At 69.2% G+C, this 21888-nt stretch carries 18 protein-coding genes; 17 read left to right on the top strand and 1 reads right to left on the bottom strand.

Annotation, left to right across the window (positions count from 1 at the left end; all coding sequences use genetic code 11):
- The first annotated feature begins 44 nt into the window (after positions 1–44).
- From BLT62_RS07345 to BLT62_RS17600, 7 genes are all read left to right on the top strand, one after another.
- Entirely contained in the window at positions 45–2327 is a 2283-nt protein-coding gene (locus BLT62_RS07345) for a bifunctional alpha,alpha-trehalose-phosphate synthase (UDP-forming)/trehalose-phosphatase (RefSeq protein WP_407937563.1), read from the top strand.
- A 9-nt stretch (positions 2328–2336) separates the two neighbouring features.
- Positions 2337–4031 (top strand): dihydroxy-acid dehydratase, encoded by a 1695-nt coding sequence (gene ilvD / locus BLT62_RS07350; RefSeq protein WP_083363467.1) that lies wholly within the window; start codon positions 2337–2339, stop codon positions 4029–4031.
- Between the two features lie 46 nt (positions 4032–4077).
- The gene (locus BLT62_RS07355) at positions 4078–5904 is read left to right on the top strand and encodes an acetolactate synthase large subunit (RefSeq protein ID WP_083363468.1); all 1827 of its coding nucleotides are present in this window, start codon (positions 4078–4080) and stop codon (positions 5902–5904) included.
- A 3-nt stretch (positions 5905–5907) separates the two neighbouring features.
- Positions 5908–6417 carry an acetolactate synthase small subunit gene (ilvN, locus tag BLT62_RS07360; RefSeq protein ID WP_083363469.1) on the top strand — a complete coding sequence of 170 codons (510 nt, stop codon included), beginning with the start codon at positions 5908–5910 and terminating at the stop codon, positions 6415–6417.
- 51 nt (positions 6418–6468) lie between these two features.
- Positions 6469–7494: a ketol-acid reductoisomerase gene (gene ilvC, locus BLT62_RS07365; protein ID WP_083363470.1), complete on the top strand. Its 1026-nt coding sequence runs from the start codon at positions 6469–6471 to the stop codon at positions 7492–7494.
- Positions 7495–7653: 159 nt separating this feature from the next.
- Positions 7654–8919: an alpha-L-fucosidase gene (locus tag BLT62_RS07370; protein ID WP_231919387.1), complete on the top strand. Its 1266-nt coding sequence runs from the start codon at positions 7654–7656 to the stop codon at positions 8917–8919.
- 219 nt (positions 8920–9138) lie between these two features.
- The gene (locus tag BLT62_RS17600; protein WP_156786273.1) at positions 9139–9720 is read left to right on the top strand and encodes a hypothetical protein; all 582 of its coding nucleotides are present in this window, start codon (positions 9139–9141) and stop codon (positions 9718–9720) included.
- 179 nt (positions 9721–9899) lie between these two features.
- Here BLT62_RS17600 and BLT62_RS07380 read toward each other — a convergent pair whose 3' ends face one another.
- On the bottom strand, positions 9900–11075 hold the full coding sequence (locus tag BLT62_RS07380; protein WP_083363473.1) for an ROK family transcriptional regulator: 1176 nt from the start codon (positions 11073–11075) through the stop codon (positions 9900–9902).
- A gap of 282 nt (positions 11076–11357) precedes the next feature.
- Here BLT62_RS07380 and BLT62_RS07385 point away from each other — a divergent pair, with 282 nt between their 5' ends.
- The 10 genes from BLT62_RS07385 to serA all read left to right on the top strand — a co-directional run bounded on the left by BLT62_RS07385 (position 11358) and on the right by serA (position 21846).
- Positions 11358–12617, top strand: a complete 1260-nt coding sequence (locus BLT62_RS07385; RefSeq protein WP_083363474.1) for an ABC transporter substrate-binding protein — start codon at positions 11358–11360, stop codon at positions 12615–12617.
- 34 nt (positions 12618–12651) lie between these two features.
- Entirely contained in the window at positions 12652–13563 is a 912-nt protein-coding gene (locus BLT62_RS07390; protein ID WP_083363475.1) for a carbohydrate ABC transporter permease, read from the top strand.
- The gene (locus BLT62_RS07395) at positions 13553–14512 is read left to right on the top strand and encodes a carbohydrate ABC transporter permease (RefSeq protein ID WP_231919388.1); all 960 of its coding nucleotides are present in this window, start codon (positions 13553–13555) and stop codon (positions 14510–14512) included. The genes BLT62_RS07390 and BLT62_RS07395 overlap by 11 nt, the downstream gene beginning before the upstream one ends.
- Positions 14513–14514: 2 nt before the next feature.
- The gene (locus tag BLT62_RS07400; protein WP_083363476.1) at positions 14515–15531 is read left to right on the top strand and encodes an ROK family protein; all 1017 of its coding nucleotides are present in this window, start codon (positions 14515–14517) and stop codon (positions 15529–15531) included.
- A gap of 13 nt (positions 15532–15544) precedes the next feature.
- Complete coding sequence (locus BLT62_RS07405) at positions 15545–17137, top strand: M81 family metallopeptidase (protein WP_197675205.1); 1593 nt, start codon at positions 15545–15547, stop codon at positions 17135–17137.
- Entirely contained in the window at positions 17137–18504 is a 1368-nt protein-coding gene (locus tag BLT62_RS07410) for an alpha-L-fucosidase (protein ID WP_083363478.1), read from the top strand. The genes BLT62_RS07405 and BLT62_RS07410 overlap by 1 nt, the downstream gene beginning before the upstream one ends.
- A gap of 5 nt (positions 18505–18509) precedes the next feature.
- The gene (locus BLT62_RS07415) at positions 18510–19262 is read left to right on the top strand and encodes a copper homeostasis protein CutC (protein ID WP_083363479.1); all 753 of its coding nucleotides are present in this window, start codon (positions 18510–18512) and stop codon (positions 19260–19262) included.
- Complete coding sequence (locus BLT62_RS07420; protein ID WP_083363480.1) at positions 19259–19744, top strand: hypothetical protein; 486 nt, start codon at positions 19259–19261, stop codon at positions 19742–19744. The genes BLT62_RS07415 and BLT62_RS07420 overlap by 4 nt, the downstream gene beginning before the upstream one ends.
- On the top strand, positions 19744–20118 hold the full coding sequence (locus BLT62_RS07425; protein WP_083363481.1) for a hypothetical protein: 375 nt from the start codon (positions 19744–19746) through the stop codon (positions 20116–20118). The genes BLT62_RS07420 and BLT62_RS07425 overlap by 1 nt, the downstream gene beginning before the upstream one ends.
- 135 nt (positions 20119–20253) lie before the next feature.
- Complete coding sequence (gene serA, locus BLT62_RS07430; protein WP_083363482.1) at positions 20254–21846, top strand: phosphoglycerate dehydrogenase; 1593 nt, start codon at positions 20254–20256, stop codon at positions 21844–21846.
- Positions 21847–21888: the final 42 nt, after the last annotated feature.

Here is a 21888-nt window from a genome sequence, read left to right on the forward strand (position 1 = left end):
GCGAGCACCTTTCGCACCGGAACGGACACACCATCTCCGCCCCACTGAGCCCCACAACCGAATCGCACACCGACACCGCTGCGCCCACCGGCGACTACAGCCTCGTCGTGGTGTCGAACCGCCTGCCCGTCGACTACGTCGTCGATGACGACGGGACCGAGCGCTGGCGCTCCTCGCCTGGCGGCCTCGTCACCGCGCTGGAACCCGTCATGCGCGAATCCGACGGCGCCTGGGTGGGCTGGGCCGGAGTCGCCGACCGCGAGTTCGAGCCGTTCGAGAACGACGGCATCTCGATCGTGCCCGTCGCGCTCAGCACGCTCGACGTCGAGCGCTACTACGAGGGCTTCTCCAACGACACCCTCTGGCCGCTCTACCACGACGTCATCGCACCGCCCAGCTACCACCGGGAGTGGTGGGAGAGCTACCAGGCCGTGAACCGGCGCTTCGCCGCCGTCGCGGCCCGCGTCGCCGCGCCCGGCGCCACCGTCTGGGTGCAGGACTACCAGTTGCAGCTCGTGCCGGCCATGCTGCGCGCGCTCCGGCCCGACCTCGTCATCGGCTTCTTCAACCACATCCCGTTCCCGCCCTACGGCCTGTACTCGCAGCTGCCCTGGCGCAAGCAGATCCTCGAGGGCCTGCTCGGCGCCGACGTCATCGGCTTCCAGCGGGTGGCGGATGCCGGCAACTTCACCCGCGCGGTGCGCCGACTGCTCGGCTACACCACCCGGCACACCGTCGTGGAGGTGCCCGGACAGGACGGCGACCTCCGCCGCGTCGTCGCCACCAACTTCCCGATCTCGATCGATGTCGCCGGCTTCGAGGAGCTCGCCGCCCGGCCGGAGATCCAGGCCAGGGCGCGCGAGATCCGGGAGGGCCTCGGCAACCCGGAGACGGTCATGCTCGGCGTGGACAGGCTGGACTACACCAAGGGGATCGGCCACCGGCTGAAGGCCTACGGCGAGCTCCTGGCCCAGCACCGGCTCGACGTCGAGAACACCGTCCTCGTGCAGGTCGCCAGCCCCAGCCGGGAGCGAGTCGCGACCTATATGACGTTGCGTGACGAGATCGAGCTGCAGGTCGGCCGGCTGAACGGCGACCACTCCACGCTCAGCCACACCGCCATCGCCTACCTGCACCAGGCCTACCCGCGCGAGGAGATGGTCGCCCTCTACCTGGCCGCCGACATCATGCTCGTCACCGCGCTCCGCGATGGCATGAACCTGGTCGCCAAGGAGTACGTCGCCAGCCGCATCAACAACGACGGCGTGCTCGTCCTGAGCGAATTCGCCGGGGCATCCGACGAGCTCAAACAGGCGCTGCTCATCAACCCGCACGACATCGACGGTCTGAAGGACGCCATCGAGCAGGCGGTGCGGATGCCGAAGAAGGAGCGCAGGAAGCGGATGAAGTCGCTGCGCAAACGACTGCGCGAGAACAACGTCTCCGACTGGGCCAAGGCGTTCCTCGACATCCTCACCGGGCGGGCCGCCATCGAGCCGGGCATCCCGGACGGCCTCGTCACCAAGCTGCGCGAGGTGGCGGCGACCCCGCGGCTGCTCGTCGCCCTCGACTTCGACGGCACGCTGGCCCCGCACGTGGACAGGCCGGAGGAGGCGAGGTCGCTGGAGAGCGCCCGCGACGCCGTGATGCGCCTCGTCGCCCTGCCGGACACCCGCGTCGCCTTCGTCTCCGGGCGCGCGCTGGTGAGCCTGGAACAGGTCGCGGAGCCGCCGGAGTCCGTGCTGCTGACCGGCTCGCACGGCATCGAGATGAAGCTCGACCAACCCGGCATCTCACTCGACCTCCTCGGCGAGGAGATCGCCCAGCTGGCGACCCTCGCCGAGATCCTCGACGGCATCGCCGCCAGGGCCGAGGGCGTGTGGGTCGAGCGGAAGCCGGCCGGCTTCGCCCTGCACACCCGCCTCGTCTCGGCGCCGGTTGGCCAGGCGCTGCAGCGCACCGCGCGCGGGGAGGTCAGCAGCGTGCTGCCGAGCCTCACCGTGCTGGAGGGCAAGAACGTGCTCGAGTTCTCCGTCCGCGACGGCAACAAGGGCGACGCCCTGCAACGCCTGCGCGAGTACACCGACGCGACATCCGTGTTCTACGCCGGCGATGACGTCACCGACGAGAACGCCTTCGCGGTGCAGGGCGCCGACGACCTCTCCCTGAAGATCGGCCAGGGCATCACGGTGGCCGGCAACCGGGTGCGCGGGCCGGAGGAACTGGCCGAGGTGCTCGCCCTGCTCGCCGATTTCCGCACGGCGAACGCCGAGGCGCTCGGCCGGGCCCACCCCGAGGCGACGGAGCCGCCCCCCGCTAGGTTCTAGACTCAAGCCATGCCTGAGATCGATATCAAGCCACGAAGCCGTGCAGTCACTGATGGAATTGAAGCCACCACGAGCCGCGGAATGCTCCGCGCCGTCGGCATGGGGGACGAGGACTGGGACAAGCCCCAGATCGGTATTGCGAGCTCGTGGAACGAGATCACGCCCTGCAACCTGAGCCTGGACCGGCTCGCCCAGGGCGCCAAGGAGGGTGTGCACTCCGGCGGGGGATACCCGCTGCAGTTCGGCACCATCTCCGTCTCCGACGGCATCTCGATGGGCCACGAGGGCATGCACTTCTCGCTCGTCTCGCGTGAGGTCATCGCCGACTCGGTCGAGACCGTCATGATGGCCGAGCGCCTCGACGGCTCCGTGCTGCTGGCGGGCTGCGACAAGTCGCTGCCCGGCATGCTGATGGCCGCCGCCCGCCTCGACCTGGCCTCCGTGTTCCTCTACGCCGGCTCGATCGCGCCCGGCTGGGTCAAGCTCAGCGACGGCACCGAGAAGGAGGTCACCATCATTGACTCCTTCGAGGCCGTCGGCGCCTGCAAGGCCGGCACCATGAGCGAGGAAGACCTCAAGCGCATCGAGTGCGCCATCGCCCCGGGCGAGGGCGCCTGCGGCGGCATGTACACGGCCAACACCATGGCATCCGTCGCCGAGGCGCTCGGGATGAGCCTGCCCGGCTCGGCCGCCCCGCCCTCGGCCGACCGCCGCCGCGACTACTTCGCCCACCGCTCCGGCGAGGCCGTCGTCAACATGCTGCGCCTCGGCATCACCGCGCGCGACATCATGACCAAGAAGGCCTTCGAGAACGCCATCACGGTCGCCATGGCGCTCGGCGGCTCGACCAACGTCGTGCTGCACCTGCTGGCCATCGCGCACGAGGCAGAGGTCGAGCTCACGCTCGAGGACTTCAACCGCATCGGCGACAAGGTGCCGCACCTGGCCGACATGAAGCCCTTCGGCAAGTACGTCATGGCCGATGTGGACCGCCACGGCGGCATCCCGGTGCTCATGCGCGCCCTGCTCGAGGCCGGCCTGCTGCACGGTGACGTGCTCACCGTGACCGGCAAGACCCTGGCCGAGAACCTGGCGGCGCTGAACCCCGACCCGCTCGACGGCGAGGTCATCCGCACCCTCGACAACCCGATCCACGCGACCGGCGGCATCACCGTGCTGAAGGGCACGTTCGCCCCGGAGGGCGCCGTCGTCAAGACGGCCGGCTTCGACGCCGACATCTTCGAGGGCCCCGCCCGCGTGTTCGAGCGCGAGCGCGGCGCAATGGATGCCCTGACCGAGGGCAAGATCAGCAAGGGCGACGTCGTCATCATCCGCTACGAGGGACCCAAGGGCGGCCCCGGCATGCGGGAGATGCTCTCGATCACCGCGGCCATCAAGGGCGCGGGGCTCGGAAAAGATGTACTACTCTTGACGGACGGCCGATTCTCAGGTGGCACAACCGGACTGTGCATCGGCCACATAGCACCCGAAGCAGTGGACGCAGGTCCAATTGCCTTCGTGCGCGATGGTGATCTTATACGGGTCGATATCGCGGCCCGCTCCCTTGACCTACTTGTCGACGAGACTGAGCTGGCCGCCCGCCGTGAAGGCTGGGCACCTCTTCCCCCGCGCTATACCCGTGGCGTCCTCGCGAAGTACTCCAAGCTCGTGCACTCTGCCGCTGAAGGCGCAGTCACCGGCTAGTAGCCGCGTTTCATCAATCCATCACGTACCCAAGGGAACCCACCGTATGCCTACGGAATCTCAGAACGTGCCGACGCCTCCCACACCCAAGACGGGTGTGGGGGCACCGGCGAACCCATTGACCGGCCCAGAGACGATGACCGGCTCCGGCGCCATCCTGCGCAGCCTCGAGCTGCTCGGCATCAAGGACGTCTTCGGCCTGCCCGGCGGCGCCATCATCCCGTTCTACGACGAGCTGATGTCCTCGACCGCGATTCGCCACATCCTCGTTCGCCACGAGCAGGGTGCCGGCCACGCGGCAGAGGGCTACGCGTCCTCGAGCAACAAGGTCGGCGTCGCCATCGCGACATCCGGCCCCGGCGCCACGAACCTCGTCACGGCGATCGCCGACGCCTACATGGACTCGGTGCCGCTGCTGGCGATCACCGGCCAGGTGTTCTCCACGCTGATGGGAACGGATGCCTTCCAGGAGGCCGACATCGTGGGAATCACGATGCCGATCACCAAGCACTCCTTCCTGGTCAAGCGCGCGGAGGACATCCCGGCGACGATCGCCGCCGCACACCTCATCGCCTCGACCGGGCGCCCCGGCCCGGTGCTCGTGGACATCACCAAGGACGCCCAGCAGGGCGAGATGGTGTTCAACTGGCCGCCGAAGATCGACCTGCCCGGCTACCGCCCCGTCACCAAGGCGCACGGCAAGCAGATCCAGGCCGCGGCCCAGCTGCTCGCCGAGGCCAAGAAGCCCGTGCTCTACGTCGGCGGCGGCGTGATCCGCGCGCAGGCGTCGGCCGAGCTGAAGGTGCTCGCCGAGGCATCCGGTGCCCCCGTCGTCACCACCCTGATGGCGCGCGGCGCCTTCCCGGACTCCCACCCGCAGCACCTGGGCATGCCCGGGATGCACGGAACGGTGCCCGCGGTGCTCTCGCTGCAGCAGGCCGACCTCATCATCTCGCTCGGCGCCCGCTTCGACGACCGCGTCACCGGCAAGGTGTCGCTGTTCGCGCCGCTCGCCAAGATCGTGCACGTGGACGTCGACCCGGCCGAGATCTCCAAGATCCGCAACGCCGACGTGCCCATCGTGGGCGACGCCAAGGATGTCATCGCCGACCTGACTGCGGCCCTGGCCGAGGTGACCGGCGGCACCGCCCCCGACATCGCGGACTGGTGGACCAACCTCAACGATCTGCGTGAGCGCTACCCGCTCGGCTACAGCAAGCCGAGCGACGGCCTGCTCGCCCCGCAGTACGTGATCCAGCGCATCGGCGAGCTGACCGGGCCGGAGGGCGTCTACGCCGCCGGCGTCGGGCAGCACCAGATGTGGTCGGCGCAGTTCATCAAGTACGAGCGCCCCAACTCCTGGCTGAACTCCGGCGGCGCCGGGACCATGGGCTACTCGGTCCCCGCCGCCATGGGCGCCAAGGTGGCCGAGCCGGACCGCGTGGTCTGGGCGATCGACGGCGACGGATGCTTCCAGATGACCAACCAGGAGCTTGCCACCTGCGTCATCAACAACATCCCGATCAAGGTCGCGATCATCAACAACTCCTCGCTCGGCATGGTGCGCCAGTGGCAGACCATGTTCTACGACGGCCGGCACAGCTTCACCGACCTGAACACCGGCCACGAGACGGCCATGGTGCCGGACTTCGTCAAGCTGGCCGACGCCTACGGCGCCCTCGGCATCCGCGTTCGCACGGAGGAGGAGGTCGACGCCGCGATCAAGCTCGCCCTGGAGACGAACGACCGCCCGGTCGTCATCGACTTCATCGTGAGCCGCGACGCCATGGTGTGGCCGATGGTGCCGCAGGGGCTCTCCAACAGCTCCGTCCAGTACGCCAAAGATCACGCACCAGCCTGGGAAGAGGAGTAAGCCATGAGCACCCACGTTCTGAGCCTGCTCGTCGAGGACAAGCCCGGCCTGCTCACCCGCGTCGCCGGCCTGTTCGCGCGCCGCGGCTTCAACATCGAGAGCCTCGCCGTCGGTCACAGCGAGATCGAGGGCCTCTCCCGAATCACCGTCGTCGTCGACGTTGACGCCCTGCCGCTCGAGCAGGTCACCAAGCAGCTGAACAAGCTGGTCAACGTGATCAAGATCGTCGAGCTCGACCCTGCGCAGTCCGTGCAGCGCGAGCACATGCTGATCAAGGTCAAGGTCGACAACGTCACCCGTTCCCAGGTGCTCGAGGCGGTCACGCTGTTCCGTGCCCGCGTCGTGGACGTCGCCACCGATGCCCTCGTCATCGAGGTCACCGGCGACGCCGGCAAGACGAACGCGTTCCTGCGCGTGCTCGAGCCCTACGGGATCAAGGAGATCGCGCAGTCGGGGCGCCTGGCCATCGGCCGCGGCTCCAAGTCGATCACCGAACGCGTGTTCAAGAGCTAGTCACTTCACATTTCTTCCACTCCACCACAACCAAGTTAGAGAGAAACACGAATGTCTGAGATCCTTTACGACAAAGACGCCGACCTGTCGATCATCCAGGGCAAGAAGGTTGCCATCGTCGGCTACGGCTCGCAGGGCCACGCCCACGCGCTGAACCTCCGCGACTCCGGTGTCGAGGTCGTCATCGGCCTGAAGGAAGGCTCCAAGTCCGCGCCCAAGGCGCAGGACGAGGGCTTCCAGGTTCTCTCCGTCGCCGACGCGGCCGAGTGGGCCGACCTCATCATGATCCTGGCTCCGGACCAGCACCAGCGTTCGATCTACAACGACCAGATCAAGGACAAGCTGACCGCGGGCAAGACCCTCGCCTTCGCGCACGGCTTCAACATCCGCTTCGGCTACATCGACGCCCCGAAGGACGTCGACGTCATCCTCGTCGCCCCGAAGGCCCCCGGCCACACGGTTCGCCGCGAGTTCGTCGCCGGCCGCGGCATCCCGGACATCATCGCCGTCGAGAACGACGCGACCGGCCAGGCCTGGGACATCGCCCTCTCCTACGCGAAGGCAATCGGCGGCACCCGCGCCGGCGTCATCAAGACCACCTTCACCGAGGAGACCGAGACCGACCTGTTCGGTGAGCAGGCCGTTCTCTGCGGCGGCGTCTCGCAGCTCGTCCAGTACGGCTTCGAGACCCTGACCGAGGCCGGCTACCAGCCGCAGATCGCGTACTTCGAGGTGCTGCACGAGCTCAAGCTCATCGTCGACCTGATGTGGGAGGGCGGCATCGCCAAGCAGCGTTGGAGCGTCTCCGACACCGCTGAGTACGGCGACTACGTCTCCGGCCCGCGCGTCATCGACCCGCACGTCAAGGAGAACATGCAGGCCGTTCTCGCCGACATCCAGAGCGGTGCATTCGCCAAGCGCTTCATCGACGACCAGGATGCCGGTGCTCCCGAGTTCCAGGCGCTGCGCGCCAAGGGCGAGGCCCACCCGATCGAGGTCACCGGCCGCGAGCTGCGCAGCCTCTTCGCGTGGAAGCAGCTGGACGAGGACTACACCGACGGCAGCGTCGCGCGCTAGTCGCCCCCGGCAGCTCCCCGCTGCACTTCGTTCCACCGCTGTGGCCCGCCTCCTCGAGGCGGGCCACAGCTCGTTCGGCCACGCGTCCCGGCCAGACATCCGATGTCTATGGCTAAACTGGGGGGAGTCATTCGCCCCTCACCCCAGGAGTACAACGCCGTGTCTGCAACTGACTGGTTCACCGCCGCCCGCTTCGGAATGTTCGTCCACTTCGGTTTGTACAGCGGTGCCGCCCGGCACGAGTGGGTGCAGACGAACGAGAAGCTCACCGACGCGGACTACCGCCAGTACTTCGACAACTTCGACCCCGACCTCTTCGACGCGGCCGAGATCGCCCGCACGGCGAAGCAGGCCGGCATGAGCTACGTGGTGCTCACCACCAAGCACCACGAGGGCTTCGCGCTCTGGAACACCGCACTGAGCGACTTCAACTCCGAGGCCGCCTGCGGCCGCGACCTCGTGCGCGAGCTCGTCGACGCGCTCCGCGCCGAGGGGCTCAAGGTCGGCCTGTACCACTCGCTGATCGACTGGCACCACCCCGACTTCACGGTCGACTGGGTGCACCCGCGCCGCGACGACGAGAACGCCGCGAGCCTGAACGAGGGCCGCGACATGGCCCGCTACCGCGAGTTCCTGCACGGCCAGGTGCGCGAACTGCTCACGGACTACGGCCAGGTCGACTACCTGTTCTTCGACTACACCTACCCGGAGACCAAGCAGGGCTGGGCAGGCAAGTCGGCCGAGGACTGGGACGCCGAGGGCCTGCTGGCGCTCTGCCGCGAGCTGCAGCCCGGCATGATCGTCAACGACCGGCTCGGCATCCCCGGCGACTTCGTCACCCCCGAGCAGTACCAGCCGACCGAGCCGCTCGTCGCCGACGGCGTGCCCGTGCTCTGGGAGGCCTGCCAGACCACGAACGGCTCCTGGGGCTACGACCGCGACAACGACAACCACAAGTCGGCCGACCTGCTCATCCGGATGCTGGCCGACTCGGTCTCGATGGGCGGCAACATGCTGCTGAACGTCGGCCCGAACGGCAGGGGAGCGCTCGACAAGCGCGACACCGCCCTCCTGGCCGAGATCGGCGAGTGGATGCGGCTGCACGAGCGCGCCGTCGTCGGCGCCGGCCACGCCGCGCACAGGCCGCCGCGCGAGGGCGTCTACACGCAGCGCGGCAACAAGCTCTACCTGCACGTCTTCACCTGGCCGATGGGCTTCCTGCACCTGCCGGAGCTGGCCGGCAAGGTCAGCTACGCCCGCCTGCTGCACGACGGCTCGTGGGTGAAGACGTCGGTCTCCGACCCGGACCAGCAGGCGCTCGTGACGCAGCCGGCCGGCCAGGCCGCCGGAACCCTCACGCTGTCGCTGCCGACGCGCCGTCCCGACGTGGCGATGCCCGTGATCGAGCTGACGCTGGCCGACTAGCGGCGCCGGCAGCGCGGCGAGCCGGCAGCGCGGCGCGCCCGCCGTGCAGCGCGCCCGCCGTGCAGCGCGCCCGCCGTGCGCCAGTTTGTCGCCCTCCGCGCCACAGGGTGTGGCGCGGAGGGCGACAAAGTGGCGCCGGGCGCAGCTGCGGCAGCCGCCCGGGCCGACGCTTCCCGCGGCGTGCGCGTGCTTCGGCCGTGCGCTCGGTAGTGTGACGGCATGAAGCCCACTGCGACACGCTGGCCCACACCGAGCGTCGTGCGTGGCACGGCGGTCATCCTGCCCGGTTCCGGTTACAGCGCAGAGATGCCGCTGCTGTACTGCGCCGCCCGCACGCTGGTCGCCGTCGGGTTCGACGTGGTCTCGATCTCCTGGCCGGTCGAGCGCGACTGGGCTCAGGACGGCGTGGGCCTCGTTCGCGCCGGGCTGGCGGCCGCGGTGGAGGCGGCCGGCGCGACCCCCGACCTCGTCGTGGCGAAGTCGATCGGGGCGCTGTCCGCAGAGGTCTTGCCCGAGGTTCCGCACGTGCTGCTGACCCCGGTGCTCGCGCCGGGGTACCCGGCATCCCTTGGCAACGCGACCGCGGGCGAACGCGGCGGCGTCGCGATAGGCGGAAGCCGCGACCCGCTGTGGTCGGCGGAAGCCGCGCGGGCACGCGGGTTCGACGTCGTCGAGATCGCGGATGCCGCGCACACACTCGAGGTGGAGGGCGCCTGGCGCGAATCGCTTGAGGCGCTCGGTCGCGTGCTGGAGGCGATCGAGCTCTTCGCCACCCGTGTGGCGGCGGGCAGCGCGGACTGAGTGCGCTCCCCGCCAGCCCCGTTGACCGCGCTCTGCGCAGCTTCGGAAGGGCCGCGCACCTCGCCGCCCCAGCTGGCCGCACTCTGCGCCACTTCGGGTGCGTTACGCCAGTTCAACTGGCGCAACGGTGCGAAAGTGGCGCAGAACGCGCGTGGGACCGGGCGGGGACGCCGCGCGGGTTAGCCGCCGAGCAGCGAGACCTTCTCGCGCACGAGGTGCGCGGCGCCGAACAGGCCGGCATCCGGGCCCGTGCTGGCCGCCTCGATGCGCAGGCTGCGGGTGACCAGCGGGTGGCAGCCCTCGTAGACGCGGCTGCGCACCGCGGCGATGAACGGCTCGCAGCTGGCCATGCCGCCGGTCAGGAACAGCGCGTCCGGGTTGAAGAAGTTGACGACGCTCGACAGCACCTCGCCGAGGTACGTGCCGGCGGTGCGCACCAGCGTCGTGGCGAGCGGGTGCGCGTCGCGGGCGAGCGCGATGACGTCGGCCGTCGTCTCGACGTCCACACCGAGCTCGCGCAGCTGGCGGACCAGGCCGGCGCCGCTGGCCATCGTCTCGAGGCAGCCGATGTTGCCGCAGGAGCAGGGCTCGGATGCCGCCGCCGAGATGCGGGTGTGCGTCACGTCGCCCGCCGCACCCGTCGCGCCTCGGTAGAGGGCGCCGTTCACGATGATGCCGCTGCCGATGGCGGTTCCGGCCTTCACAGTGATGCTGTGCTGCTCGGAGGTGAGCTGCGCATAGTGCTCGCCGAGCGCCATCAGGTTGGCGTCGTTGTCGACGACGATGGGCACGTCGGGGAAGTCCTGCGCGAGCCGGTCGCGCACGGAGAAGCCCTGCCAGCCGGGCATGCGGGAGGGCAGCTCGACGCCGCCGAACTCCTCGGATGTCGGCCCGGGCAGCGCGATCCCGATGCCGCGCAGCCTGCTGCTCTCCGCCTCAGGGGCCGCCGCGATCATCTCGGCGAACGCGGCGGACACCAGGCGCAGCGTCGCCTCCGGCCCGTCGGCGATGCGCACGGGGAAGGTCGCGGTCTCGTGCAGCACCCCGGCCAGGTCGACCCGGCCGATGCGGGCATGCTGGCCGCCGAGGTCGGCGACGATGTTGAAGTCCGTGCCCTCGCGCAGGCAGAGGATGCGGGGCTTGCGGCCGCCGCTGGAGTGGCCGACGCCGCGCTCCACGATGAGCCCGCGCCGTTCCAGCTCTGCCACGCGCAGCGAGACCGTGGACGGGGCGATGCCGAGCGCTCTGGCGAGCTCACTGCGGGACGTCGCCGTGCCGGAGGCTATGAGATCGATGATCTGCTCGGTGTACTGCTCGGTGCCGTGCGCGCCGGTGCGCGGGCCAATGGGCGACATAATTTCCCTCATCTTCGAATTAAGTAGAGACTACTCGTTGGCGTGCACACCCCGTGTATTTGCGGCGTTACAAAGCCGTAACACGGAGACATCGGATGAAAGTTGACCTTTTTGCCCGGCGTCTGCGAGTATGACTTTACGCAATATCAAGAGCAACTTACTTTGAACCTCAAAATAAGTCGCCCTTTCCCTGACACTCGACGAGGAAATCGCTCGGGGAGTGTGCACCTGAATTACTGAATGTGGCCGCGTGAGCGGCCCGCACTGAGGAGACATTTTTCGATGAAGAAGATGCACATCGCAGCGGCACTGACCGCTTCGGCAGCGCTCGTCCTGACCGGCTGCAGCGCCGGCGGCACGGACGCAGGCAGCGCAGGCGGCGACAACAAGATCGTCGTTGACATGTGGGCCGGCAGCCAGGACGACACCGCGGCACTCGAGGCACAGGTCGCCATCGCACAGAAGGCCAACCCCGACCTCAAGATCGAGCTGCGCACCGCGCCGTGGGGCGACTTCTTCACGAAGCTCACCACCAACATGGCCTCGGGCAACATGGCCTGCGTCACCGGCATGAACAGCGGAATGCTCTCCAGCTACACCGCCGGCTTCGCCCAGCTGACCGACGAGGACCTGGCCACCGCCGGCATCGTCACCGACGAGTTCGCCGACGGCGCACTCGAGATCCTGAGCAACAAGGGCGACGTCTACGGCGTTCCCTTCGACATGGCCACCATGCTCACCTACTACAACGCCGACATGCTGACCGAGACCGGCGCGCCGGTCCCCGCCGACGGCTGGACCTTCGACGACTTCGAGGCCACCGCCAAGGCCGCCACCACCGACAAGCACGCCGGCTTCGGCATCGGCATGGGCGGCTTCCAGTGGCAGGCACTGCCCATCGCCAAGGCCGGCGTCCAGCCGGTCAAGCAGGACGGCACGCTCGACCTGACCAACCCCGCCTTCGTCGACGCAGCCACCTGGTACGGCGAGCTCGTCACCGAGCAGAAGGTCGCTCTCCCCGTCTCCTCCGCATCCGACACCGGCTGGGGCGAGAACCAGTACTCCAGCGGCATGGCGGCCATGGCCGTTGACGGCACCTGGAACGCCGTCGGCTACCTCGACAACGACCCGGGCTTCACCGCCGGCATGGCCCCGCTGCCCGCAGGCCCCAACGGCTCGCTCGGCCTCGTGCTCGGCTCCGGCTTCGGCATCGCCCAGGACTGCGACAACAAGGAAGCTGCCCTCAAGGTTCTCGGCTCGCTGCTGAGCGTCGAGTCGCAGGACTACATCGCGTCCTCCGGTCGCAGCTACCCGGCCCGCGTCTCCTCGCAGCCGCTGTACTTCGAGTCGCTCCCGGCCGAGTACCGCGACCAGGTTGAGGCCGCGTTCGAGTCTGCGTTCAGCAACGTGCAGGGTCAGTACGTCACCGACAACTGGTCCAAGATCGACACCTTCGTCCAGCCGCAGCTGGTCAGCGTCTACAACGGCCAGGAGAGCATGGAGAACGTGCTCAAGACCGCCCAGTCGCAGTTCGGCAAGTAACAACTAACTAACGAAAGCGAGGAGTCCTCTCGACATGTCGAACGGTACTCACACACCTCGTCGAGGGGCTCTTGCAAAGAGCGAATCCCGTCAGGCGCTGGGCTTTGTCAGCCCGGCCCTGGCGGGCCTCGCCCTGTTCACCTTCGTCCCCGTAGCACTCTCCATCGTGATGGGCTTCTTCGACTGGCCCACCGTCGGCGAGAAGACGTTCGTCGGCTTCGACAACTACGTCAAGCTCTTCACGGACAGCCCGGACTTCTGGCCCGCCCTCCGCAACACCTTCGTGTTCGCGCTGCTCTACGTGCCGATCAGCGTCGTCATGTCCTACCTGCTGGCGCTCTCGCTGCACTCGCGGATCCGTGGCCGTGGCGCCCTCCGCGTCCTGTTCTTCATCCCCGTTGTCACCCCGATGGTGGCCAACGTTCTGGTCTGGAAGATGCTGCTGCAGCCGCAGGGCCTCGTCAATGGTCTCTCCCAGACCTGGTTCGGCATCGAACTGCCCAACTTCCTGGCCGACCCGCAGTGGGCCATGATGATGGTCGTCATGATGAGCGTCTGGCAGGGCCTCGGCTACAACATGCTGATCTTCTCCGCCGCTCTCGAGCAGCTGCCGGAGTCCGTCGTGGAGGCGGCCCGCATCGACGGAGCCACCGGCCTGCGGATGACGTGGAAGATCACCGTGCCGCTGACGTCGCCGTCGATCTTCTTCGCCAGCATCATGACCATGATCAGCGCCATGCAGGTGTTCGTGCAGCCGCAGATGCTCACCGGCGGCGGCCCGGGCAACGCCACCCAGCCGATCGTGCAGTTCATCTACAACCAGGGATTCAAGTTCCAAGAGCTCGGCCTCGCCGCCGCGGCCGCCTGGATCCTCTTCGCCATCATCATCGCCATGACCGCCGCGCAGTTCGGCGCTCAGAAGAAGTGGGTGCACTATGAGCACTAGTACGATCACCGCCCCGGCCGCCCCGGCCGACGACACCCGCGCGGTGACGATGCCGCCGGCGCGCAAGCGCCGCCGCGGCAAGGAGGACCAGGAGAAGGTCGCCGGGCACGCCCCGATGACCGGACCGGAGAAGGTCCGCCTGGTCTTCGCCCACATCGGCGTCTACATCGCCGCCGCGATCTTCCTCGCCCCGCTGGTGTACGCGTTCTTCTCGGCCATGAAGCCGAACCAGGAGATCTTCTCCATGCCGCCGACGCTGATCGCGTCAGAGGTGCGCTGGACGAACTTCATCGACGTGTTCAGCTACGGCCCGTTCCTCAGCTATATCGGCAACTCCTTCTTCGTCGCCATCGCCGGAACCCTCGTCGTGCTCGCCGTGTCCACCATGGCCGGCTACGCGTTCGGCCGCCTGCGCTGGAAGGGCCGCGACGCCGTGTTCGTGCTGTTCCTGGCCACCCTGATGGTGCCGGCCGAGGTCATCGTCATCCCGATGTTCATCGTGATGCAGTGGTTCGGCTGGGTCGACACCTACCAGGCGCTCATCTTCCCCTTCGCGTTCACCGCCTTCGGCACCTTCCTGATGCGCCAGTTCTTCCGCGGCATCCCGTTCGAGCTCGAAGAGGCAGCCCGCGTGGACGGCGCCGGACCGATCCGCACCTTCCTGCAGATCATCCTGCCGCTGTCCAAGTCCGGCGTCGCCGTGCTGGCCGTCTTCACCTTCCTCGGCTTCTGGAACAGCTACCTCTGGCCGCTCATCGTGACCGTCGACTACGCCGCGCACGGCACCCTGCCGATCGGTCTGGCCAGCTTCTCCGGTCTGACCGGAACCCGCTGGGACCTCCAGATGGCCGCCGCGATCATCTCCATGATCCCGACGACCGTCCTCGTCATCGCGCTGCAGAAACACCTGGTCAAGGGCATCTCCATGGCCGGTCTGGGTGGTCGCTAAGCATGACGAACGCACAACGCCAGGGCACCGCTGTGCCCGCGGCCGTGGCGGGAATCGACATCGGTGGCACCAAGATCTCTGCGCTGCTCGTTGACCGTGCCGGAACCGTGCTGGCCTCCGGCACGGTCCCGGCCCCGGCCAGGGAGGGCGGCGCGGCGATGAGCCGCGCCGCCGCCCGGCTGGTGCAGAGCCTCGAGGCCACCCTCGGCCTCCGCGCCATCGCGGCCGGTGTCGGCGCGGCCGGCGTCGTCGACGCCGAGACCGGCGTCATCATCGCCGCCTCCGAGTCCTTCACCGACTGGGCCGGCTTCGGCCTCGGCGCCGACCTCGGCGAGCGGCTCGGTGTCGGCGTCGCCGTCGACAACGACGTGAACGCCTTCCTGCTCGGCGAGACCCGCTACGGCGCGATCGCCGGCAGCGAGAACGCCCTCGGAATCATGCTCGGAACCGGTGTCGGCGGCGCGCTAGCGCTCGGCGGCGAGGTCTTCCTCGGCGCCCGCGGCGCGGCCGGCGAGATCGGGCACACGCCCGGCTACAGCGACATCGTCTGCACCTGCGGCCAGCTCGGCCACCTGGAGACGCTGGCATCCGGCCGCTCCATCGCGGCGCGCTACAGCGAGCGGGCAGGAGTCGACATCGACGCCGCCGTGCTCGTGGCCGCTCGCGCGCGTGCCGGCGACGCGGATGCCATCGCCACCTTCGACGCCGCCGGGCACGCCATCGCCCTCGCGATCGCCACGGCGGTCAACCTGGTCGACGTGCAGGACGTCGTCATCGGCGGGGGAGTGCGCGGCGCCTGGGACGTGCTCGAGCCCGCCCTCCGTGAGACGCTGAGCAGGCACCAGCCCGTCTCCGGCTACCCCCTCGTCGTCGTGCCGAGCGCGCTCGGCGGCAACTCCGTCGCCATCGGCGCCGCCGCGCTGGCCTGGCAGCTCGCAGACGGCAACAGCGCAGACATAACCAGCGCAGACACGAACAACGCCGACAGAAACAGCGCTCTCGTCAGCGCCGAAGCATAGGAACTACAGCGTGATTGAAGCATCGGAAATCTGGTCCGGCCCGCTCTCCCCGGTCGCTGAGGGTGGCCTCGTCCGCCCGCGCATCGGCATCGGCGGCATCTCGATCGAGTCGAGCACCTTCTCCCCGCACGTGAGCGGCGACGAGGCGTTCACCGAGCGCCGCGGCGACGTGCTGATCGGCTACTACCCGTTCATGGAGCCCGGCTCCGAGCTGCGCGAGGCGGCCGACTGGGTGCCGCTGCTGCAGGCCCGCTCGCTGCCCGGCGGCGCCGTCGCCCGCGAGACCTACGAGCGGCTGAAGGCGGAGATCCTCGCCGGCATCGCCGAGCAGGGCCCGTTCGACGCGTTCTACTTCGACATCCACGGCGCCATGAGCGTCGTCGGCATGACGGATGCCGAGGGCGACCTCGGCTCCGCCGTGCGCGAGGCGCTCGGCGCCGACACCTTTGTCTCCACCTCGATGGACCTGCACGGCAACGTCTCGCGCACCCTCCTCGACATGAGCGACCTGATCGCCTGTTACCGGATGGCCCCGCACGAGGACCACTGGAACACCAAGCAGCGCGCCATCTTCAACATGCTGGAGCGCCTGCGCTCCTCCGTCGGCTCCGATGTCGACGCGCGCCGGCCGTACAAGGCCTGGCTGCCCGTCCCGGTGCTGCTGCCCGGCGAGAAGACCAGCACGCGCATCGAGCCCGCGCGCACCATCTACGCGGAGGTCCCCGCCTCCGAGGCCCGGGAAGGCGTCATCGACTCCTCGATCTGGGTGGGCTACGCCTGGGCCGACGAGCCGCGCTGCCAGGCTGTCGTCGTCACGACCGGCGACGACGTGGAGGCGATCCGCGCCGAGACCGAGCGCCTGGGCAAGCTGTACTGGGACGCCCGCGACGACTTCGCCTTCGTCGCCGACGCGCTGCCGCTGGCCGCGTCGATCGATGCCGCGCTCGCCTCGAACGCGGCATCCGACGCGCGCCCCTACGTCATCAGTGACTCGGGCGACAACCCGACCGCCGGTGGTGCGGGCGACGTCTCCTGGACGCTCGGCCAGCTGCTGGCCCGGCCCGAGTTCGCCGACGGCACGATCAACGTCGTGCACGCGTCGATCTTCGATGCCGCTGCCGTCGCACAGGCCGTCGCGGCCGGCGTCGGCGCGACGGTGTCGCTCGAGGTCGGCGGCCGCGTCGACGGCGGCCCGTCCGGCCCCGTCGCGATCACCGGCGAGGTGTTCTCCATCACCGAGGGCGACTCGGATGCCGGCACCCAGGTGGTCGTGAAGGCCGGCGGCGTGCACGCGATCATCACCGAGCGCCGCAAGCCGTTCCACCACATCGCGGACTTCACCCAGCTCGGCATCGACCCCAACTCGATGGACATCGTGTTCGTCAAGATCGGCTACCTCGAGCCTGAGCTCTACGCGCTCACCACCGGCGCCGCCGAGGGCGAGCGCTGGAAGCTGGCCCTCACCCCCGGCGGCGTCGACCAGGACCTGCTGCGCCTCGGCCACTCCCACCTCGAGCCTGGGGTGTTCCCCTTTGACCCGAACGGCACGCCGGAGCTGCGCGCCGTCATCACCCGCCGCACCGCAGACGGAATCGAGACGATCTGATGTTGAACTTTGAGAGCCGCGTCGGCCCCGACTTCGGCGCCAACGGCCCCAGCTACCCCGACGCCGGCGTGCCCGAGTGGTACCGCGACGCCAAGCTCGGCTTCTTCGTGCACTGGGGCCTCTACTCGGTGCCCGCCTGGGGCACCCCGACCGGCACCCGCAACGTGCCCGCCGAGGACGCCTACGCGCACCACCAGTACGCCGAGTGGTACGGCAACACCGTGCGCATCAAGGGCAGCCCCACCTGGGAGCGCCACCAGGATGTGTACGGCACCGGCACCAGTTACGAGGACCTCGCCGACCACTGGAACGCGGATGCCTTCGACCCGCAGGCCTTCGTCGGCTCGCTCGTCGACGCCGGCGCCCGCTACGTCATCCCGACCACCAAGCACCACGAGGGCTTCTGCCTGTGGGGCACGGAGACGACGCCGTTCAACGCCGTCAACCGCGGCCCGAAGCGCGACCTGATCAGCGAGATCGCCCGGGAGACCCGGGCGGCCGGCCAACGCTTCGGCGTCTACTTCTCCGGCGCACTCGACTGGCACGTCAGCGACTTCCCGCCGATCGAGTCGGACACCGACCTGTTCCGCTTCCGTCGCAACGACGAGAGGTTTGCCCGCTACAGCGCGGCCCAGCTCGAAGAGCTGATCGAGCGATTCGAACCCGACATCCTCTGGAACGACATCGACTGGCCCGACGGCGGCAAGGGACACGACCCCTACGCCGTCGCGGCCCTGCTCGAGCGCTACCTCGACGCCATTCCGCACGGCGTCGTCAACGACCGCTGGGGCGTGCCGTATCACGGCTTCATCACGCGCGAGTACCGGCACGTGGAGGACATCATCGAGCAGCCGTGGGAGTCCACCCGCGGCCTCGGCTACTCCTTCGGCTACAACCAGGTCGAGGGGCCGGAGCACACGCTCTCCGGCGACGCCCTCATCCGCCTGCTGGTCGACGTGGTGAGCAAGAACGGCAACCTGCTGATCAACGTCGGCCCCCGCGCAGACGGCTCCATCCCCGAGCTGCAGCAGCAGAGCATGGCCGCCATGGGCAGCTGGCTCCGCGGCAACGGCGAGGCCATCTACGGCACGCGCCCCTGGCGGCGCGCGGGGGAGTCCGGCCAGGCCGTCTCCTACACGCAGAACGCCGGAAAGCTCTACCTGCAGGCCAGCGACCCGGCCGCCGGCGAGGCCGCCCTGCCCGCGGAGTACCGCGAGGGAACGGCCGTGCACTGGCTCGGCCAGGGCGGGTCCCAGCCGGCCGAGGTGCTGGCGGCGACGCCGGGCTCCGGGGCGCGCCTGGTCGTGCCCGAGTCGCTCCGCGGCGAGGCCGTCGCGGTGGCCGTGCTCGCCGACCCGCTAGCGTGAGCAGCATGACCTCGAAGAAGCACTCGCTCGAACTCGCCGTCCAGGACCTCGACGGGGCGCGCACGGCGCTCCGCGTCGGGGCGACCCGGATCGAGCTCTGCGGGGCGCTCGGCGTCGGCGGGCTCACCCCGTCGATCGGCGCGGTCGAGCAGGCCGTCGAGGCGGCCCAGCTAGCCGGGGCCGCCGACTTCGTGCACGTTCTGGTGCGCCCGCGGCCGGGCGGTTTCGTGTACTCGGCTGACGAGGTCGACACGAGTATCCGCGACATCCGCGCGGTCCGCGCCGCCGGAGCGGCCGGCGTCGTGATCGGGGCGCTGACCGCGTCCGGTCTCGTCGACAAGGCCGTGACGGCCGAGTTGATCGCCGCCGCAGAAGGCATGCAGGTCACCTTCCACCGCGCCATCGACGCCGTCGAATCGCCGCTGCACACCGCCGACGTGCTGGTCGGCCTCGGGCTCAGCCGGGTGCTCACCTCCGGTGGTGCAGCGCGCAGCATCGACGGCATCGAGACCCTGACCGCTCTCAAGGCGCACGTCGGGGATCGCCTGCAGATCATGGCGGGCGGCGGAGTGCGCGTCGAGGACATCGGCGCGCTGCTCGCGGCCGGCCTCGACGCCGTGCACCTCTCCGCCAAGACCACCGTCGCCGACCCCTCGCCGAGCGGGCCGGGCGGCGGCGCCCAGAGCTACGACAGGACCGACGGCGACATCGCCGCCGCGGCAGCTGCCGCCGTGATGGCCGCTACGCTGGAGCCATGACCCGCGACCCCGACGACGATGCCCTGAGTTGGGCCGGCGAAGACGACCCGACGCTTGAGGGCGCAGGCCCGAAGACGCCGGAGAGCGGGCTCGCACCCGGCTGGAAGCCGGTCGGCGGCCCCGGCAAGATCGCCGGGCCGAGCGAGGCGACGCCCGAGCCTGAGGCCCAGACAGAGGCAGAGGATGCCGCGGCCGGCAGCTCCGTCGCCCTCGTCGTGCTTGGCATCCTCGGCGGGGTCTACCTGCTCTACACAATCGGCTGGGCTCTCACCGCCGGCCGGATGCCGAACAGCGCCGCCGACCTGGTCGGAAGCTTCATGTTCACGCTCGGGCTCTGGCTCGCCGTGCTGGCACCGGCCGGCTGGTTCGCGCTCGTGTTCTGGCAGACGCGGGGACGCACGCTCCGCCGCATCCTGCTGCTCGTGCTCGGCGCGCTCGTGCTGATCCCATTGCCGTTCATCCTCGGGACAGGGGGCGCATGATGAGTGCATCCATCGAGGCCACCCCGGCCGAGCGCGGCACGCACACGCCGCTCTGGCTGGCGGCCACCATCGCCGTGTTCTTCGGCCTGTTCTACGCCTTCGACGTGTGGGAGGCCCTCGGCAACCTGCTCGCCATCCAGCAGAGCGCCAGCGCGCTCGGCGTGCCCATCACCGCGTACGGCTGGATCGTGCTGATCGCGGCCCTGGTGCTGCCGCTGGCCCTGTTCGGGCTCGCGTTCTGGCTGGGCCGCAACCGTGGCGCCCTGGCACTGGCGGCCTTCCTTTTCGTCGGCCTGTGCGTGTCAGCCGTCGCGTATCTCAACATCATCGGGGTTTTCGCTTTCGGGCCGATCCTCGACTTCTCCGGGGCCTGATCCCCCGTCACGAGCACCCCTGACGCTCCACTAAAGTGGGGGAGTATCAGCGCCCCAATGGCCGTGGCGCCCGAACCCGTCGTTCATTCCGCGTTCGATTCCGTCGCATCCGACCACAAAGGAAACTGATACATCGTGCCCAAGCCGATCGTGCTGATTGCCGAAGAACTGTCGCCCGCCACCGTCGATGCCCTCGGGCCCGACTTCGACGTTCGCTCCGTCGATGGAACCGACCGTCCCGCCCTGCTGGCAGCCCTCGCGGATGCCAACGCCATCCTGGTGCGCTCCGCCACCAAGGTCGACGCCGAGGCCATCGCCGCGGCGCCGAAGCTGCAGGTCATCGCCCGTGCCGGCGTCGGCCTCGACAACGTCGACATCAAGTCGGCCACGACGGCTGGCGTCATGGTCGTCAACGCGCCGACCTCCAACATCATCTCGGCCGCCGAGCTGACCGTCGGCCACATCCTGAGCCTCGCCCGCCACATCCCCGCCGCGCACAACGCGCTCGCGCAGGGCCAGTGGAAGCGCTCCGCCTACACCGGCACCGAGCTGTACGAGAAGACCGTCGGCATCATCGGCCTCGGCCGCATCGGCGCGCTGATCACCGCACGCCTGCAGTCCTTCGGCGTCAACGTCATCGCCTACGACCCCTACATCACCTCGGCCCGCGCCCAGCAGCTCGGCGTGACCCCGGTCTCGCTCGACGAGCTGCTCGAGCAGAGCGACTTCATCACCATCCACATGCCGCGCACGCCGGAGACGATCGGCATGATCAGCACCCCGCAGTTCGCGAAGATGAAGAAGACGGCATACATCGTCAACGTCGCCCGCGGCGGACTCATCGACGAGGACGCGCTGCACACGGCGCTCACCGACGGCGAGATCGCCGGCGCCGGCCTCGACGTGTTCGTCACCGAGCCGCCCGTCGAATCCCCGCTGCTCGCCCTGCCGAACGTCATCGTCACCCCGCACCTGGGTGCGTCCACCGACGAGGCCCAGGAGAAGGCCGGCGTCTCCGTCGCCAAGTCGGTGCGCCTGGCCCTGGCCGGCGAGCTGGTCCCGGATGCCGTCAACGTCGCCGGCGGCATCATCGACCCGTACGTGCGCCCCGGCATCCCGCTCGTCGAGAAGCTCGGCCAGGTGTTCTCCGGCGTCGCGCACAGCAGCCCGCTGACCAGCGTCGACGTCGAGGTGCACGGCGAGCTCTCCGGCTACGACGTCAGCGTGCTCAAGCTCGCCGCACTCAAGGGCATCTTCACCAACGTCGTCAGCGAGACCGTCTCCTACGTGAACGCGCCGCTGCTCGCCGAGCAGCGCGGCATCACGGTGCGCCTGATCACGGACGCCGTCTCCGACGAGTACCGCAACGTCATCACGCTGCGCGGCGCGCTGGCCGACGGCACGCAGGTCTCGGTCTCTGGCACCCTGACCGGCACCAAGCAGATCGAGAAGATCGTCGAGATCAACGGCTACGGCGTCGAGATCCCGATCGCCCAGCACCACATCGTCATGATCTACACCGACCGCCCCGGAATCGTCGCCGTCTACGGCGCCGAGTTCGGCGAGGCCGGCATCAACATCGCCGGCATGCAGATCGCCCGCCACGAGGCCGGCGGCCAGGCGCTCAGCGTGCTGACCGTCGACTCGCCCGTGCCGGACGGACTGCTCGCGACCGTGCGGGAGCGCATCTCCGCCGACGTCATGGTGGAGATCGACATCACCGAGTAGGACGCCTCGCGCCAACAGGGATGGCCCCCAGATCACGATCTG

It is taken from the genome of Microterricola viridarii (genome assembly GCF_900104895.1).
GTDB lineage: Bacteria > Actinomycetota > Actinomycetes > Actinomycetales > Microbacteriaceae > Microterricola > Microterricola viridarii.